Below are 16,128 nucleotides of genomic sequence, written 5' to 3'. Positions count from 1 at the left end.
AGCTATCAGACTCTCTTGCACAGCGAACGGTTTCCTAGAGGAAGTTCCCATTCAAAAATCAACACTGTTCTTAGACATTACCATTATTATAAATAAATTATATCTCGAACATACATTCGAGTCAAGAAGAAAACGAACCTACATTCGCAAAAATAAAAATCAGCCATCGTGAAATCATGATAAGAAGATATCACGATATCGCGATGACTGATTATTTTATATTAATACTATAGATTTTTTTCGTATGCTTCAACCATTCTCTTAACCATTTGGCCGCCTATTGATCCAGCTTCTCTTGAAGTTAAATCCCCATTGTAGCCTTCCTTAAGGTTAACTCCTACTTCTCTAGCTGCTTCCATCTTAAATCTGTCTAATCCTGCTTTTGCCTCGGGAACTAATACTCTATTTCTTGCCATATTAAAACCCTCCTTTAATGTATATATATTAGCTAAATTATTAGCTTGTATTAACAGTATGTACAATTTAAATAGTTATACTCTATAAAATTTAGGGTAAAAGAGTTCCTTTTTGCTATTAATGCTTTTTATATGATATATTGGCAGGAAAATCAAAATTAAAATAATATGAAAAGAGTACCTTACAATGCTTTGTAAGGTACCTTCTTATATAAAAAATCAAATTATAATTTAAATTTATTTATTTGCTGCTCTAGCTCACCAGATAATTCTTTAAGCTGTACTGATGAGTTTGCAAACTCATGCATAGCTGCAGTAACCTCTTGTGTAGTTGCAGAAACTTCTTCTGCACTTGCTGAGGATTCCTCAGATACAGCAGAAATATTTTGCATTCTGCTTACTATATCCTGTTTGCCTTTGTTGGTTTCTACAACAGAGCTTTGAATTAGTTCTATTTCTTTAACCATTTTCATAACAGACTCTAATATTTTATTGAATATATCCTTAGTGTTGGTTACAGCTTTATTTTGCTCTACTACTGTAGCTTTGGATTCCTCCATTGACCTAACTGCCATTGAGGATTTATTTTTTATAGCTTCTATTAGCACCTGAATTTGCTTAGTAGCAGAAGTGGATTGCTCAGCTAGTTTCCTAATTTCATCAGCTACCACAGAGAAGCCTCTTCCTGCCTCTCCAGCTCTAGCTGCTTCAATTGCAGCATTTAGTGCTAAAAGGTTTGTCTGAGCTGCAATATTATTAATAGTATCTGTTATCAAGCCAATTTGGCTAGTTGTGCTGTCCATGTCTGAAACTACCTCGCCTATTACTCCAGTTGACTTATTGGTTTTTTCCGTAGCTTCAGTTAATAGTCCCATAGCCTTTAATCCCTCTTGACCTAAGCCATTTGATTGCTCTGATAAGGCTATCATGTCTTTTGCAAGACTTTCTATTTCATCAATTTGGCTGGCAAGCACATCGAGTGAATCAACACCTGTTTGAATATCTTGCGAGGTTTCGGAAGCTCCTTGCGCCACCTGATCAATAGTTAAAGCAACTTCATTTATAGCAGAGCTTGTCTCTGTTGCCATTCTGTTTATAGTGTCTGAAGTTTTAAATATAACATCTGCTGAAGATTTAACGTTTAAAATTAACTCCCCAATCTTCATCATCATCATATTAAAATGGCTGCCTAACTCAGCGAATTCGTCCTTTGATTTAAAATCTACACCAACAGTTAAGTCTCCATCTGCCGCTTGTTCAAAGGTTTTCATAAGTACATTTAGCTTTTTAGAAATTGAGGTGCTTATTAGTATAGCAACAACAATAGCTATGATACCTACCACAACAGTAACTAGCAAAGTCATGTTAAGTATAACGCTTGTATTTTTAGTAAGCTCTGTCACAGGCAGTGCGGCCATTAGCTTCCACCCAGTTTGCTTGTTAGTGGTGTAGTTTATAAATTTCTCTTCACCATTGTATGAGTAGGTTTGATATCCTGACTCTTGCTTTTCAGCATTTTCCCAATATGAAAGAGTAGTAGCGGTATTGCCGCCTAAAAGGCTTTTATCCGGGTGAGCTATCATAATACCCTTTGAGCTTGCTATAAAGGCATAACCCTTATCAGATATTGTTATTTGACTTAAAAGGCCTGATAACTTGTCTAAGTCAATGTCCATAGTGAGTACACCTACTAGTGTCCCATCTCTCTCTACGGTCTTAGATACAGATATCATCATTTTTCCCGTGGATGCATCTTTATAGGGCTCGGTATACGCTATTTTCCCCTTATTGTTTAAGGCATTTTTATACCAATCTCTAATTGTGGGATCGAAATCACTGCCTAATTTTACTTCTGGATAAATTACCAGCTTTTTATTAGGTTGAGCCATATATACGCTTGCTACATCCTGCCTAGCGCTTTTGACATCTTTTAAAAATCCCAACGCAAAAGGCTCACGCTCAGAATGAATATCAATTTCCTTGAAATTAACATTATTTGATAGCATATCGATAGTACTTTCTAATCCCGAAAAATAATTATCAATACCTCTGCTGACTTCTTTCATTGTTTCTGATGTAGACCTGTGAAATTCTTTTGTCATAGTTCTATTTGCTGTTGTATAAGCAAATATGCCTAGTACGGTAATTGGTATTAATGCGATACTGATTGTGATGGCTAAAAGCTTAACTTTTAGGCTTCTGATATTGAGTTTATTAATCGGTTTCATCTTACGCCTCCCTAATTATAATTTTTCATTATATTATCGGTTTAACTCAGTAAAGCCTTTAGTAGAAAATTATACCAGTAAAAGTGCCTTATATAGGAAGATTATGTGTTGATTCTGGTGTTAATAATATTCTTTAACAGAATCAGATTTTTTTAAAAAAGTCGTTGACATTGACGCGGCGTAAAGGTGTATATTGAAACTGTAAGGAGGCGATACACATGGAATATACAGTGCAAAAGCTAGGAAAGTTAGCTGGTGTCAGTACTAGAACATTACGATATTATGATGAGATTGGCATTCTAAAGCCGGCAAGAATCAATTCTTCAGGATATCGAATATATGGTCAGGCAGAGGTTGACAGGCTTCAGCAAATATTATTTTACAGAGAATTAGGTGTAAACTTAGAAAGCATTAGAGATATAGTAACTGCACCGGACTTTGATGGAGCAGCTGCACTAAAAGAACATCGTGAGAAGCTCCTTGAAAAAAGAAAACAATTGGACGCGTTAATAGCTAATGTAGATAAAACTATAGCTCTAACCGAAGGGAGGATTACAATGAGTAATAAAGAAAAATTCGAAGGTTTTAAGAAAAATATGATTGAAGATAACGAAAAGAAGTATGGCAAGGAAGTAAGAGAAAAGTATGGCGAGGATACAGTAAATAAGTCAAATGCAAAGCTTATGAACATGACTGAAGAAGAGTACCAAGAGGTTACTAAGCTTTCAGAGGATTTAAGTAAAACTCTAGCTGAAGCTTTCAAAACTGGAGACCCAGCTGGAGAACTTGCTCAAAAGGCTGCTGAAATGCACAAGAAGTGGCTTACTTACTACTGGCATGATTACAGCAAGGAGGCTCATGCTGGTCTTGCTCAAATGTATGTGGATGATGAAAGATTTACTGCTTACTATGATAAGGAGCAGCCTGGAACTGCAGCTTTCTTAAGAGACGCAGTGTTCATATACACAGGCATGAACAAATAAATTTAACTTAGCCTGTTGTGCTAGTTCAGTCTCCAATCATCGCAAGAAGGTATAAAATATGCTGTATTAGCTGCTCGCTTCACATATTTTATACCTTCTTGCTGGGTTAGACTTTAACTAGCACAACAGGTTAAGGTATAAAAAAGTAGAAGGCGCCTAAAAAGTTGCCTTCTACTTTTTTATATTTTCCACCTAATCTCTATACTAAGGTTTCCATTTTCAAGCTTAGCCTCTATTTTATGGCCCATCTGTTCTACCAGCTGCTTAGCTATAGCAAGGCCAAGTCCTGTACTTTTCCCAGTACGCGCCCTATCTCCTGTAAAAAAGCGCTCAAACAGGTGAGCTGCATCCTTATCATTTAAATCTGGTGCATCATTTTTAAAAATGGTACTTATATATCCATTACTCTGCTTTAAAGAAATGGATACATTGTTTTTTCCATACTTAAGAATGTTTTGTATAAGGTTTGAAAAAATCCTGCGAACTGCATTTTCATCCCCAATTATAAGCTTTATATTTTCATCAAGGTTTATATCAGGTTCAATTCCGTTATTTACAAAATCATTATAGTAAGAGACAGTAATATCCCCTAGTATATTATATAAATTTAGGGTTTTAAGCTCAAATTTATACTCCTTTGCTTCAAGCCTTGACAAATCATAGAAGCCTCCAATAAGCATTTGAAGAGCTTTTGACCTTTTCTTTACAATATCTATATATTCTTTTCTTTCAGTTTGAGGCAGGCTTTCAGCTTCAATAAGCTGCATATATCCCATAATGGATGTAAGGGGTGTCCTTAGGTCATGGGATATGTTTGCAATAGCTTGCCTAAGCTCATGATCCATTCGCTTATATTTTTCCTCTGTATGACTTTTTTCCTCAAGACTTTTATTTATCTCCATAGCCAAGGCTCTTACTTCATTATCTGTTGAGGAAATTAGCACTTTAGAGTTTGTCTTAGTAGAGTTGATTTGCCTTAAACTATTAGTCACACCCTTAATATTCTTTCTAAGCGAAAAATAAAGGGCGACGACTAGGATTAAAATAACTATAAGCATAAAAATGATTAGTTTCTCCATATACATCACCCTTTCTTATTATTTAACTTCTTTTCTATTAAAATATAACATGCTTATGACTGCAAAAGCTACAGTGTAAGCTAACCCGATAAGCGCTGAAGTCCAAAGCTCATTGGAAGTCAAGTTTGGTGCTTTTAAGCCAGCTAGTCTGGTTGTTATAAGATACTTGTTAAGCTTCGCAAATTTTTCAGAAACAAAATATGAAAGCACAAAAATTATCTTTGAAGTTAAGAAAAATACTCCAGCATAAGCAAAGCCAAAAAGTGTATTGTTGGTTATGGCAATACCAAGGAAGGTTCCTATAGAGATAGCTCCAATCCACAGCGGTATAGCTGTAAGCAGTCTTATAGCTACCTTTGGAAGAATTGCTGCTACTCCCTCATCGATTCCAAATAAAATTGCCGTACTTCCGTAAAAAACTGTCATTATGATAAAAGCCGCTATAAAAGCAAGTATTACTGAAACAATCAGCTTTGATAGAATAAATTTATGTCTTGGAACTCCAAAGGTTATAACATTTCTCATGGTTTGGTGCTTGTTTTCTTCAGAAGTAACCATATCAATTATACCTGCCAACATGAAAACAGGCATTGAAAGCATAAGTAGAGTAGTATCAAGAAGCATAGAAAGATTCACTCCAGAAATACTGTTTACTTTGCTTACTATAATCAACAAAAGCGGCAAGGCTGCTATAATGCCTGTAAACATCCAAAAGTACATACGATTAAAGTTTCTGTATAATTCAGCTTTTATATAATTAAACATGCTTATTACCCCCAATCAAATCAATAAAGTAATTTTCAAGATTAGCTCCCAGCTGATTGAGAGAATAAAGCTTAACACCGCTATTTATAAGTGCTTCAGCTACAACCTCAGGTTTATCTATATGTTCAAAGATTCTTATCTCATTTCCGCTTAATACTTCATACCTGGTTGAGCCAAGCTTTTTCTCAATTATTGCTGAAGCTTTTTCTGTGCTGTCTACCTTTACTGAAATGGAGCTTCTGCACTTTTCCTGCAAATCACTGGCTGATATTTGCTCTATAAATCTTCCTTCATTAATAAAGCCGTAGCAGGTAGCAAGCTGAGCAAGCTCCGTTAATATATGGCTAGAGATAACAATGGTTATATTTTTTTCTCTGTTAAGTCTTAATAGAATATCTCTAAATTCCACTATTCCTGTTGGATCTAGTCCGTTTATTGGCTCATCTAAAATTAGCATGTCCGGACTTGCCATTACAGCAAGGGCTAAGCCTAAACGCTGCTTCATTCCTAAGGAAAAGTTCTTAAACTTTTTATTTCCTGTATCCTGAAGGCCTACAAGCCTTAAAGCTTCTTCAGGCACATTCTTTTCAACAATTCCTCTTTGTATTCTGTAATACTCTAAATTTTTTCTTGCTGACAGGTAAGGAAAAAAGCTTGGGGTTTCAATTATTGAGCCTGTTCTCATTCTTGATTTATTTAAGCCTTCACTTGAGGTTTCCTCAAAAAGCTCTATCTCACCACTTGTAGGCATTGTAAGCCCGCTTATCATTCTAAGCAGTGTTGTTTTGCCTGCCCCGTTTTTTCCTACGAGCCCAAATATGTCACCTTGTTTTATCTCTATAGAAGCATTGTCAACAGCAAGATGACTATTATATTTTTTAGTTAAGTTTTTAGTCTTAAGCACTGTATTATTCATTTATTTGAACCTCCTTTTCTTGTACAGTCTTATAATAAGACTTAATATACAAGAAAGCTTAAAGCAATCCTTAAGAAAGTATTAAGTTTTATCGCTTAGCTTAAAACCAATTCCCCACACAGTGCGAACATATTCAGTATCCTTATCTGCAGCAGATATTTTAGAACGCAGATTGCTCATATGTACATTTACAGTATTGTCATCTCCAAGGTAATTATCCTTCCACACATGCTCAAATAGGTTTGCTTTAGTAAACACCTTATTAGGATAGGAAAGCAGAAGCTCCAAAATTGAAAATTCTCTTGCTGTAAGGGAAATATGTATTCCTTTAACCGTAACCTCCATGGTTTCCTTATTAAGCATTAAATCCTTATGCCTAAGAATATTGCTATCCTCTTCCTTTGCCTTTGAAAACACCATGAACCGTCTCAGCTGCGCCAGTACTCTTGCTGTAACCTCTTCAACATCAAAAGGCTTTGCTACAAAATCATCTGCTCCAAGTTTTAATACATCTATTTTTGTTTCTTGAAAATCCTTGGCTGAGATAACTATAATAGGCATTGTCTTTACACTTCTTATATGGGCAATCAGCTCTTCACCTGAAACTCCAGGAAGCATCAAATCCAGCAAAATAAGCTGATAATCCTGCATTTCAAGGCACATTTTAGCTTCGGTGCCTGAGTATGCCCCTCTTACCTTGTACCCCTGCTTGCTCAATATCCTGCAAAGCAAACCATTTATATCAGCATCATCTTCTACTACCAAAATATTTATATCAGATTCCATCATATTTTAAACCCACCTCTATAAAAACAGTAACTGTCTATCCTTATTATTGATTTTTGTACACAAGATATATTCTTTATTAGAGGTAAAAATCCTTCTTATACTAGTGCAAAACAAAAAGGGTTATCTCAAAATACAATTTATGCTAGAAGTACCGCGGAAATATATAAGCTATGTTTCCGCTGCTTTAGTCATAATGTTTTGAGACAACCCTTTGCTTTAGGCAATTAAATATTATATGTAGCATTTCACCTGTTATCCGCATTTTTGCATTCTCTTAAGAACTTCAGAGAAGGATAACTGTTCTTCTTTCTCTTTTTTCCTTTTAGTTTCATAGGTATCTTTAATCTGTCTGTTTTCATTATATTTAGTAGGCTCTATTAATGCATTTATTTTCACAATCATCACTCCCTCATTATTCAATACGAGGAGCAGTGCGGTTTTTAAAGGGGTCAATTGGCAAAAAAACAAAATGAACCCTCTAGAATATGAGTTTTTGCATCCTAGAGGGTTTATTTTTAAGTAATATATTTTCTAAAAAATTTTACTCTATTATAAAAATCTAATATTTGAAGCTTCACATTTGCCAATCATTTCTTCATCCCAGATAGATGCCTGAACCTCTCCAATATGAGCCTTTCTTAGGAAGTGCATACATATTCTGGATTGACCTATTCCGCCTCCTACAGTATAAGGCAGCTGCCCTTCCATTAGCATGCTGTGAAACTGAAGCTTTAGTCTTTCTTCGAAGCCCTGCTGCTTTAACTGCTTTTCAAGTGCTTCTTCATCTACTCTTATACCCATAGATGACAGTTCTATAGCCCTCTCAAGCAGCGGATTCCAGAACAGGATATCTCCGTTTAGCTGCCAGTCGTCATAGTCTGGAGCTCTTCCATCATGCTTTTCACCAGATTCCAGTAAATCCCCTATCTTCATTATGAAAACTGCAGTCTTATCCCTGCATATAGCATCTTCTCTTTCCTTTGGAGTTAGCTCTGGATATCTATCCTCAAGCTCTTGAGTAGTTATGAAGAATATATCCTCTGGAAGAATTTTTTCGATAGACGGATACTCCCTGCATACATAATCTTCAGTAGCCTTAAACACTCTGTAAATGCTTCTAACTATTTCTTTTAGCTTTTCTTCAGTTCTTTCTTCTTTTTTTATAACCTTTTCCCAGTCCCATTGGTCTACATAAATTGAATGAAGGTTATCTAAATCCTCATCTCTTCTTATAGCATTCATGTCTGTGTATAAACCTTCTCCAACCTTAAAATCATATCTATACAGCGCCATTCTTTTCCACTTGGCTAAAGAATGAACAATCTCTGCTTTTCTATGGTTAACAGCTTTTATTTCAAAGGCTACAGCTCTTTCAACACCGTTTAAATCGTCGTTTAGTCCACTTTCAGGCACAACAAACAGCGGAGCAGACACTCTAGTAAGGTTTAATTCCTTTGCCAATGCGTCCTCAAAAAAGTCCTTTACCTTTTTAATAGCTACTTCTGTTTCCCTTAAATTTAATAAAGCTTTATATCCCTTTGGTATTATCAATCCATCTTTCATCATAATTATTCCTCCTATTATAAGCTTAAATATTCTCAATTAATCCTATAGACTTTTACTATAATAATATTTAACCCTGGCCAGTAGTTAAATAATAAAAAAAGCCCTTCATCCTATAAAAATAGGACGAAAGACTTATACTTCCGCGGTACCACCTAAATTAGCTAAAAAGCTCCCTTATATCAGTACGGAATCATGCTTGTAGAAAATAATTCGATACTGTCCAAGCTATAACGGTTTGGCTCCGTCCAAGACTACTCTTAAAAATTTCGTTTGGAAGCTCAAGGATGTTCTTCATTATAAGTTTCGTATCAGTCTTTCACTGCCACTGACTCGCTTTGACTACCTCATTATAACTACTCTTCCTATCAATGCTATTAATAATAGTATATCATTTTTATGCAATTCTATTAATAATTTATTTCATTTTAAACCATAATAAATAATTAATCAATATATTTTTGAAATATTTTTCAGAATATCTTTCATTATTAAAACAAATGCTACTTTTATATGAATTTAAATTTCCTCATAGAGGCTGACTATTACTTTTCCCTTCATATTATCTAAACAAAAGCTCTTTAATCAACAACATTCCTATAAAAAATTGAAGATTAAATCTAGACATTATAAAAAAAAGAAACATAAATGCAATAATCCAGGCTAAGAAAGGATTAATATAATGAAGCCTTAATAGTGGAAATTGAATAGAATTATGTAATAAAGACCACCATAAGTTCCAGCCATTATAATTTTTCTGCATTCCTATTGAAGTTGTAAATATTTCTATAACCATATAAATTGCTATCCATATCACTATGTATATAATTTGATGTGATAACTTTTTAGGGTATTTAGATAAAAATATCAACGTAGTAAAAAAAAACACGGTGAATATAACAAACAATTCATTCAAGGAGCCTACTAAAAAATCAGCCTCAAATGCCCATAAAAGCTTATTGCAAAATACTAGCTTGTAGATTAAATCGCCACAGGCAAAGAACAGCATTGTGGGATAATACTTTCTCCAATTTTTCCAATCAGATAATTTATACGCACCAATTCCCCATAATAAAGCCATTGTTGATCTAATTAATGTGAATTTCATATAGTAACTCTCCCGCATCTTCATCTTTTGTTAACTTTAGTATATGTATTAAAAAGCTATTCATTACAAAACTAAGCCTTATTATTAAAAATATTATAGTCATAATTTGTAGAATATTAAGGATTTAATATTTTTTTTGTTGAATCATATACTATTGTTAGCTATAATTATTGTATTATAATAAACACTTTTAACTAAAAAATAATAACTATTAAACATAAAGCAGGATAAAATTATGAGTGAAAAAATAAAGGTAATGATGACTACAGAAGGTACATATCCCTTTCATCACGGAGGTGTCAGCACTTGGTGTGATATGCTGCTTAGCAGCTTAAATAAGGATATGGATTTTGTTGTTTACAGCATTATTATGAATCCTTATGTTACACAAAAATTTAATCTGCCTGAAAACACGGAGCTTATTAAAGTTCCTTTATGGGGAACCGAAGAACCTCATGAACATTTGAATATACCATTTTCTAAAATTTATACTGCACAAAGAAATACTACAGAGCAAATTATAAAAGAAAAATTTATACCTTTATTTATCGACTTAATAGACGAGATTATAAGCTATGAAAAAAATCCAGTAAAATTTGCCAATACACTTCATCAATTATATAGATATTTCAAAGAGTATGACTATAAAAAAAGTTTCAAGTCTGAAATTACTTGGGAAACCTATAAGGACTTAATTGCGGAACGTTCCAAAGACGAAAGCTATAGGTTAGACAATGCAGGAAGCTACTCTCTTATTAATAGCCTCGGCTGGGTGTATAGGTTTATGACTGTCTTGAATACCCCAATACCAAAGGTAGATGTAACGCATTCTGCTGCGGCAGCTTTTTGCGGAATACCTTGTGTCCTAGCTAAGCTTGAATATAATACTCCCTTTATTTTGACAGAACATGGAGTTTATTTAAGGGAACAGTACTTGTCCTTATCAAGCAGAGGCTACAGTTCGTTCCTTAACACCTTTTTAATTAGGCTTATTCATTCAGTAGTAAATATAAATTACTATTACGCAGATCAAATTTCTCCTGTGTGCAGCTACAATACAAGATGGGAAAGACGATTCGGAGTAAAGCAGGATAAAATCAGGGTTATATACAACGGAGTAGGAAAAAACTTTTTAAACACCAACATGGAAGCATCAAAAAGAAATGCTCCTACAGTAGTATCAGTTGCTAGAATCGATCCCGTAAAAGATATTATAACTTTACTAAAGGCTGCTGCTATTGTAAAAAAAGAAATACCAGACGTAAAATTTGTAGTTTATGGTTCTGTTACAGTGCAAGACTACTACGAGGAATGTTTAAAGCTTAAGGACAAATTATCTCTTGGAGATAGTTTTATATTTGCCGGACATATAAGCGATGTTCCAAAAGCTTATATGTCGGGAGACATTGCTGTACTTTCAAGTATCTCAGAGGGCTTTCCCTATTCTGTGGTAGAGGCAATGATGTCTGGAAAACCAGTGGTTGCCACAGATGTTGGAGGCATTAAAGAAGCTTTAGACAACTGTGGTATAGTTGTTCCTCCTCGCAATAAAAAAAAGCTGGCTGATGGCATGATCAAACTGCTTTCAGATTCAAGACTAAGAGCTTCAATGAGTGAAGACGCTGTAGAAAGGGCTTTAAATTTTTTTACTACAAAAGCCTTCCAGGATTCCTACTACAAAAGCTATGTGCAGCTTTCATTAGAAGCCTACTCTAGCAAGCTGCCTGTTAAAGCTAAACATAAAAAAATGCAGCAGCATCTACTAATTGAAAGAGGTCTAGCTCTTTTTGAATACGGATTTTATAGAGATGCAGCTTATACCTTTAAAGAAGCCATTAATATAGATTGCAATTCTCCTTCAGTTCCCTTCCTGCTTGGTAAAATAGCAGAAGCATATAACAACTCAGGAGAATACGAGAAAGCAGCTAACGAATTATCAAAATTAGAGCTTATTGCTATGGGATTATAATAAATTTTTAGTATTTAGAAGGGAGGGGTGTATATGGTAGATAAAGCTATAAGTGTCAATGCTTCAAATGCTTCTATTAAGAATGAAGCTGATGCTATCAAACAAACCTTTTTGGTTTTAACTGACGAGAGCAATAAACTTGAGAAGGAATTAGAAAGACTTAGACAGCAAACTGAAACTGTGTTTAAGCAGCAGCAGCTTATGAAGGCTACACTTGAAAAACTGCAAAATAAATTTAACTTCGCATCAAGTGATTTACCAGAAGAAAATGAAACCATAGGCTCTCCGGTTTATGAAGAAAGCACTATAGAAAGCCTGATTATGGATGATAACGAGTTTTTCACTTCAAGGTTTTGGGGAGAAGATTTTGATGATTCTCTAGAGGAAATTTTAGAAGCTAGTTATGAAAAATATGAGCCTTCTAATTTTTACCCTAGCGCAGATACCGTTGAAAAAAATACAAAGCTTAAGCCTTTGGTGCAGCATAAACAAATAGAGGATAGTCAACAGCCAGACAAGGTTAAGGATATCCGTTTAAAATATGTGGTTGGGAAAATAGTTGGGGAGGATTTGATGGATAAAGAAGGGAAGCTTTTGGCTTCAAAAGATTCTGTTATAACTGAAGCCTTAGTTGAAGAAGCTACCAGAGAAGGCAAGCTGGCAGAGCTTATAATTAATATGCAGCTTCCTGAAACATCGGAATAATTATGGAACATAAGAATTTTAACATTATGCAGGAAGAAAACTCTATAACTCTTGAAATGCTTATGAAAACAGTTATGGAAAAGACAATATCCCCTCAGGACTATTATGAAATTGCTGCAATTTTAGAATCCCTAGGCTGGAATGATTCAAGAGCAGCAGAAAGCTTTGGAGCAGCAGATATTTTTGAGCTTTCACAAATAATCTGGGACAGGATTCATAACAATGCAAGCATTCATCCTTTTTCAGAAGATATAAAAGACAGCTTAAAGGTTAAAACAATGACTGTTATAAAAAGCTTTTTAAGAGGCTTAATATTCTCACTTCCAATGGCAATTTCAGTATTGGCCATGCTGACCTTAAGATTCTCCCTATGGTCCTATCAGTATTTAAGTACAGAGCTTTCCACAAGCATAGCTATAGGAACAATTTTAAGCTTTATGTCAGTTGGAGGTTTTACTCAAGTAATTGCCAGACGAGGTTTCTTTTATATAAACCAAGGCTTTTATAACATGGCAAAACGGACTACATATTACTTTGTAAGGTTAGGCTATATAGTTTGCATTATAGTAGCCTTATTATTTATTATTTTAAATTTGTTTTATGAATATATTCCTTTTCAAATGATGTTTTTTGCAGCAATTTATTATATATTCCTAAGCTCCAACTGGCTTTCTATAACAGTTACGTATCTTTTAAAAAGGGAGCTTACCTTTACAGGAATATTAAGCTTTGGAATCTTTTTAGTATACATCTTATTTAGAGTATTGAATCTAGATATAATTCTTTCTCAAATAATCGCACTTTTAATTATTTCTATTACAAGCCTTATATTAATAATTTACTTCTTTAATAAAGATGAAAAGCTTATGGAAAAAGGAATAGCACCACCTATGCCTAGGAAGTCCGTTATGCTTTATTCCTTAAAGCCTTTTTTCTATTATGGATTTTTATATTTTACTTTTTTATATATTGATAGAATTCTTGCTTGGTCTACAACCGGCGATTATATGCCGTATATAATTTGGTTTAGAGGCGACTATGAATTAGGCTTGGACTTTGCATTACTTATGCTGATGCTTCCTATGGGTATAAGCGAGGTTACAGTAAGCAGACTTATGGAAAGCTTAGAACTAGCGCAAAAAAACAGTTCCTCAAACGAAGCAAGCAATGTAAATCAAAAATATATAAGCTTTTATTTACGAAACCTGCTTTTAGTTTTTTTCTCTGCAATTATAAGCTCAGTTATTATATATCTGCTGGTTATGTATATCAACAATGGAAGCAGCTCTATATTTCAATCAAGCTATGCTTTTAGCAATATTACTTATTTTGTTTTTGTCTGTGCCTTAGTTGGCTATTCAATTTTAGCTGTAGCCTTATCAAATGTAGTAATTTTGTTTTCTTTATCTCAGTCCACTGTAGTAACAAAAGTAATGCTTTATTCTATTTTAGCCAACTTTTTAACAGGCTTTGTTTTAAGCAGATGGTTTGGTTTCTACTTTGCTGTTTTTGGGCTATTAGTTGGTTCAATAGTCTTTTGTCTAGGCACATTCTATTATGTAATTAAGGTTTTAAAGAAGCTTGATTATTATTTGTATTGTGCATTATAGGAGGTGATTAGTTGTATTCAAGCCTTCAAAATCATCTGTTTAATATAATCCACTATATATTAGCATTTTTAATACTGTTCATACTTTTTCCTAATGTTATATTGAAAAAATATTATGAGTCAGCTTTTGAAAATGTTATATCAAACTACATTATAATGGTCTTTCTTACCATTATAATGGGATATTTTTTAGTTATTATTAAATTATATGAATTCCTTGGAATTTTTCTATTTTTGCTCTGCTTATATGTATACCTGAAATTTTTTAGAGATAATCCTTCTGCCATATTGGATAAACAATTTAAACTGAAGCTTCTTGGCTATGATTATCTTGATCGTGTAAGGAGTCTTAAGGAGGATGCTAGAGGTTTAACAAAACGCTGGTGCAATAGTTTTAAGAAGCATGTATCTGAAGTTTGGAAAAACAAAATTGCTTTACTAAGCTCCCTTTTACTTATTGCTGTATTAGTGTTTTCAGCTTATTTAAGGTTTTATGATGCCTTTATTAATGCAGCACCTCCTATGTCAGATTCCTATGTAACTCTAAAGTGGATGAAGTCAATTATCAACAGAATTTTATTTGTAGACGGAATTTATCCACAAGGCTTCCACATTTATATGGCAACTCTTCAGAAATTTGCTTTTATTAATCCGCTTTACATTCTTAGATACTCAGGACCATTAAATGGGGTACTTACTGCAGTTGGAATGTATTTTGCAACCTCTAGAATTTGCAAAAACAAAACCGCTGGAATTGTAAGCGCTATATTATTTGGCATCCTAATAACTCCTCTTTTAGGTTCTGGGGGTGCAGAAAGACAAGCGGCAACAAATTCGCAGGAGTTTGCTTACGTGTTTGTTATTCCTTCTTTATATTTTTTCTTAAGATACTTAATAACAAACAGCAAAAGAGATTTTATCACAGCCTTTGCAGGGGTGGCGGTTACTGGTCTTGTTCATACTATATCCTTTGTTTTTATTGCAGCAGGAGTTTCAATAATACTTCTTACAGCAATGCTTATGGATTTTAAGAGATATTGGACAGCTATATATAAGGTTATGCTTATAGGTTTTTTAAGCGGTATAGTTTCTATTATACCTATTGGAATCGGTTTTCTGTTCGGCAATAAATTTCATTCTTCCTCAGAAAGTTTTTTGACTGAAAGCTCTAATGCAATAGTTATTCGCGAATTAAGCCTTATGGATAAAATAGGGCTAGCCTCTCTAGCCATTATATTTTTATATTTATTATTTAACTTTAAGCACCTAAAAGAAAAGCTTATGCATATATCTATGTTTTTTACGGCTATAACAGCTTTTCTAATCTACTATGTTGGAGGCTACTTAACAAAAAGCGTAGTTGTAGCCACTCGTTTGTCTGATTTTTGGCCTTTAACAGAACCAGTGATAATAGGCATGGCCTTTTATTCAGTAATAAGCATCTTTAAGAACTTAACAGCAAGAAATGTTATTTCCTTAATTGGAGCCGCAAGCTTTATGCTGTTTAGCATTTTCTATATAAAGCCTGCTCCAATTATTCCTTATAAGATGGAGCGCAACATCAATGTAGAGCAGTATTTTAAAATAACCAAAGCCTTCAAGCCCACAGAATGGATGATTGTATCACAGGATGAAGGTTATGCTGTTGTTTCAGGGCAAGGCTACCATCTGCTTATGGGAGACTTTTTAGAGAATTATGATCCTGAGTTTTATGATAGTGCCAATCCATATCTGTTTTTTAAAAAGGATGCAACCTTCACTAAAACTCCAGATATATTTCTTTTTCAGGAAAAAAAGGTTTTTACCACACAATTCACAGCTATTATAGATTATCCTCTGAGAGAAAAACAAAATGAAGAACTTCAGCAGTGGGTTGATAAATACAAGCTTAATCACTCAAATTTATCGATTTATTACGAGGACAACAATATAAGAATTTATAGAATTCACCAAGAGGTTCCCAGAGCTGAAACCCTGGGCAAAATATGGGGACAATAG

At 34.1% G+C, this 16,128-nt stretch carries 14 protein-coding genes and 1 other annotated feature; of the genes, 5 read left to right on the top strand and 9 right to left on the bottom strand.

Annotated features, from left to right (window positions below):
- Positions 1-227 precede the first annotated feature (227 nt).
- Positions 228-416, bottom strand: coding sequence for an alpha/beta-type small acid-soluble spore protein (locus NBE98_RS02415; RefSeq protein WP_250812217.1), 189 nt, complete (start codon positions 414-416; stop codon positions 228-230).
- Positions 417-640: 224 nt separating this feature from the next.
- Positions 641-2,644 carry a methyl-accepting chemotaxis protein gene (locus NBE98_RS02410; protein ID WP_250812207.1) on the bottom strand — a complete coding sequence of 668 codons (2,004 nt, stop codon included), beginning with the start codon at positions 2,642-2,644 and terminating at the stop codon, positions 641-643.
- Positions 2,645-2,862: 218 nt separating this feature from the next.
- Here NBE98_RS02410 and NBE98_RS02405 point away from each other — a divergent pair, with 218 nt between their 5' ends.
- Positions 2,863-3,627 (top strand): MerR family transcriptional regulator, encoded by a 765-nt coding sequence (locus NBE98_RS02405; RefSeq protein WP_250812205.1) that lies wholly within the window; start codon positions 2,863-2,865, stop codon positions 3,625-3,627.
- Positions 3,628-3,806: 179 nt separating this feature from the next.
- Here the strand turns inward: NBE98_RS02405 and NBE98_RS02400 are convergent, their stop codons facing one another.
- The 7 genes from NBE98_RS02400 to NBE98_RS02370 form a co-directional block, all read right to left on the bottom strand.
- On the bottom strand, positions 3,807-4,706 hold the full coding sequence (locus NBE98_RS02400; protein ID WP_250812203.1) for a sensor histidine kinase: 900 nt from the start codon (positions 4,704-4,706) through the stop codon (positions 3,807-3,809).
- Positions 4,707-4,724: 18 nt separating this feature from the next.
- Positions 4,725-5,471, bottom strand: a complete 747-nt coding sequence (locus NBE98_RS02395) for a DUF2705 family protein (RefSeq protein WP_250812200.1) — start codon at positions 5,469-5,471, stop codon at positions 4,725-4,727.
- A complete protein-coding gene (locus NBE98_RS02390) occupies positions 5,464-6,387 on the bottom strand; it encodes an ATP-binding cassette domain-containing protein (RefSeq protein ID WP_250812195.1) in 924 nt (307 codons plus the stop codon). The genes NBE98_RS02395 and NBE98_RS02390 overlap by 8 nt, the downstream gene beginning before the upstream one ends.
- Before the next feature lie 81 nt (positions 6,388-6,468).
- The gene (locus tag NBE98_RS02385; protein WP_250817443.1) at positions 6,469-7,173 is read right to left on the bottom strand and encodes a response regulator transcription factor; all 705 of its coding nucleotides are present in this window, start codon (positions 7,171-7,173) and stop codon (positions 6,469-6,471) included.
- A gap of 255 nt (positions 7,174-7,428) precedes the next feature.
- Positions 7,429-7,572: a hypothetical protein gene (locus NBE98_RS02380; protein WP_250812190.1), complete on the bottom strand. Its 144-nt coding sequence runs from the start codon at positions 7,570-7,572 to the stop codon at positions 7,429-7,431.
- 153 nt (positions 7,573-7,725) lie between these two features.
- Positions 7,726-8,742, bottom strand: coding sequence for an aspartate--ammonia ligase (gene asnA, locus NBE98_RS02375; protein WP_250812183.1), 1,017 nt, complete (start codon positions 8,740-8,742; stop codon positions 7,726-7,728).
- Positions 8,743-8,858: 116 nt separating this feature from the next.
- Positions 8,859-9,120, bottom strand: a binding site (T-box leader).
- 181 nt (positions 9,121-9,301) lie between these two features.
- On the bottom strand, positions 9,302-9,847 hold the full coding sequence (locus NBE98_RS02370; protein ID WP_250812174.1) for a CBO0543 family protein: 546 nt from the start codon (positions 9,845-9,847) through the stop codon (positions 9,302-9,304).
- Positions 9,848-10,082: 235 nt separating this feature from the next.
- On the opposite strand from NBE98_RS02370, the gene pelF reads away from it, so the two are divergent.
- From pelF to NBE98_RS02350, 4 genes are read left to right on the top strand one after another with little or no spacing between them, the layout of a single operon-like run.
- Complete coding sequence (gene pelF, locus NBE98_RS02365; protein WP_250812168.1) at positions 10,083-11,816, top strand: GT4 family glycosyltransferase PelF; 1,734 nt, start codon at positions 10,083-10,085, stop codon at positions 11,814-11,816.
- Between the two features lie 33 nt (positions 11,817-11,849).
- Entirely contained in the window at positions 11,850-12,521 is a 672-nt protein-coding gene (locus tag NBE98_RS02360) for a hypothetical protein (protein ID WP_250812163.1), read from the top strand.
- Between the two features lie 2 nt (positions 12,522-12,523).
- Positions 12,524-14,131 (top strand): hypothetical protein, encoded by a 1,608-nt coding sequence (locus NBE98_RS02355; RefSeq protein ID WP_250812154.1) that lies wholly within the window; start codon positions 12,524-12,526, stop codon positions 14,129-14,131.
- Positions 14,132-14,142: 11 nt separating this feature from the next.
- Entirely contained in the window at positions 14,143-16,128 is a 1,986-nt protein-coding gene (locus NBE98_RS02350; RefSeq protein WP_250812150.1) for a hypothetical protein, read from the top strand.

Origin of the sequence: Clostridium swellfunianum, assembly GCF_023656515.1 — a bacterium.
GTDB classification, from domain to species: domain Bacteria; phylum Bacillota; class Clostridia; order Clostridiales; family Clostridiaceae; genus Clostridium_AT; species Clostridium_AT swellfunianum.
This window is presented reverse-complemented; position numbering and strand designations above follow the sequence as displayed.

What these genes read in the sequence shown, in the direction of transcription:
- NBE98_RS02415 (WP_250812217.1), bottom strand. Translation starts at nt 416, where the DNA reads ATGGCAAGAAATAGAGTATTAGTTCCCGAGGCAAAAGCAGGATTAGAC.
- NBE98_RS02410 (WP_250812207.1), bottom strand. Translation starts at nt 2,644, where the DNA reads ATGAAACCGATTAATAAACTCAATATCAGAAGCCTAAAAGTTAAGCTT.
- NBE98_RS02405 (WP_250812205.1), top strand. Translation starts at nt 2,863, where the DNA reads ATGGAATATACAGTGCAAAAGCTAGGAAAGTTAGCTGGTGTCAGTACT.
- NBE98_RS02400 (WP_250812203.1), bottom strand. Translation starts at nt 4,706, where the DNA reads ATGGAGAAACTAATCATTTTTATGCTTATAGTTATTTTAATCCTAGTC.
- NBE98_RS02395 (WP_250812200.1), bottom strand. Translation starts at nt 5,471, where the DNA reads ATGTTTAATTATATAAAAGCTGAATTATACAGAAACTTTAATCGTATG.
- NBE98_RS02390 (WP_250812195.1), bottom strand. Translation starts at nt 6,387, where the DNA reads ATGAATAATACAGTGCTTAAGACTAAAAACTTAACTAAAAAATATAAT.
- NBE98_RS02385 (WP_250817443.1), bottom strand. Translation starts at nt 7,173, where the DNA reads ATGGAATCTGATATAAATATTTTGGTAGTAGAAGATGATGCTGATATA.
- asnA (WP_250812183.1), bottom strand. Translation starts at nt 8,742, where the DNA reads ATGATGAAAGATGGATTGATAATACCAAAGGGATATAAAGCTTTATTA.
- NBE98_RS02370 (WP_250812174.1), bottom strand. Translation starts at nt 9,847, where the DNA reads ATGAAATTCACATTAATTAGATCAACAATGGCTTTATTATGGGGAATT.
- pelF (WP_250812168.1), top strand. Translation starts at nt 10,083, where the DNA reads ATGAGTGAAAAAATAAAGGTAATGATGACTACAGAAGGTACATATCCC.
- NBE98_RS02360 (WP_250812163.1), top strand. Translation starts at nt 11,850, where the DNA reads ATGGTAGATAAAGCTATAAGTGTCAATGCTTCAAATGCTTCTATTAAG.
- NBE98_RS02355 (WP_250812154.1), top strand. Translation starts at nt 12,524, where the DNA reads ATGGAACATAAGAATTTTAACATTATGCAGGAAGAAAACTCTATAACT.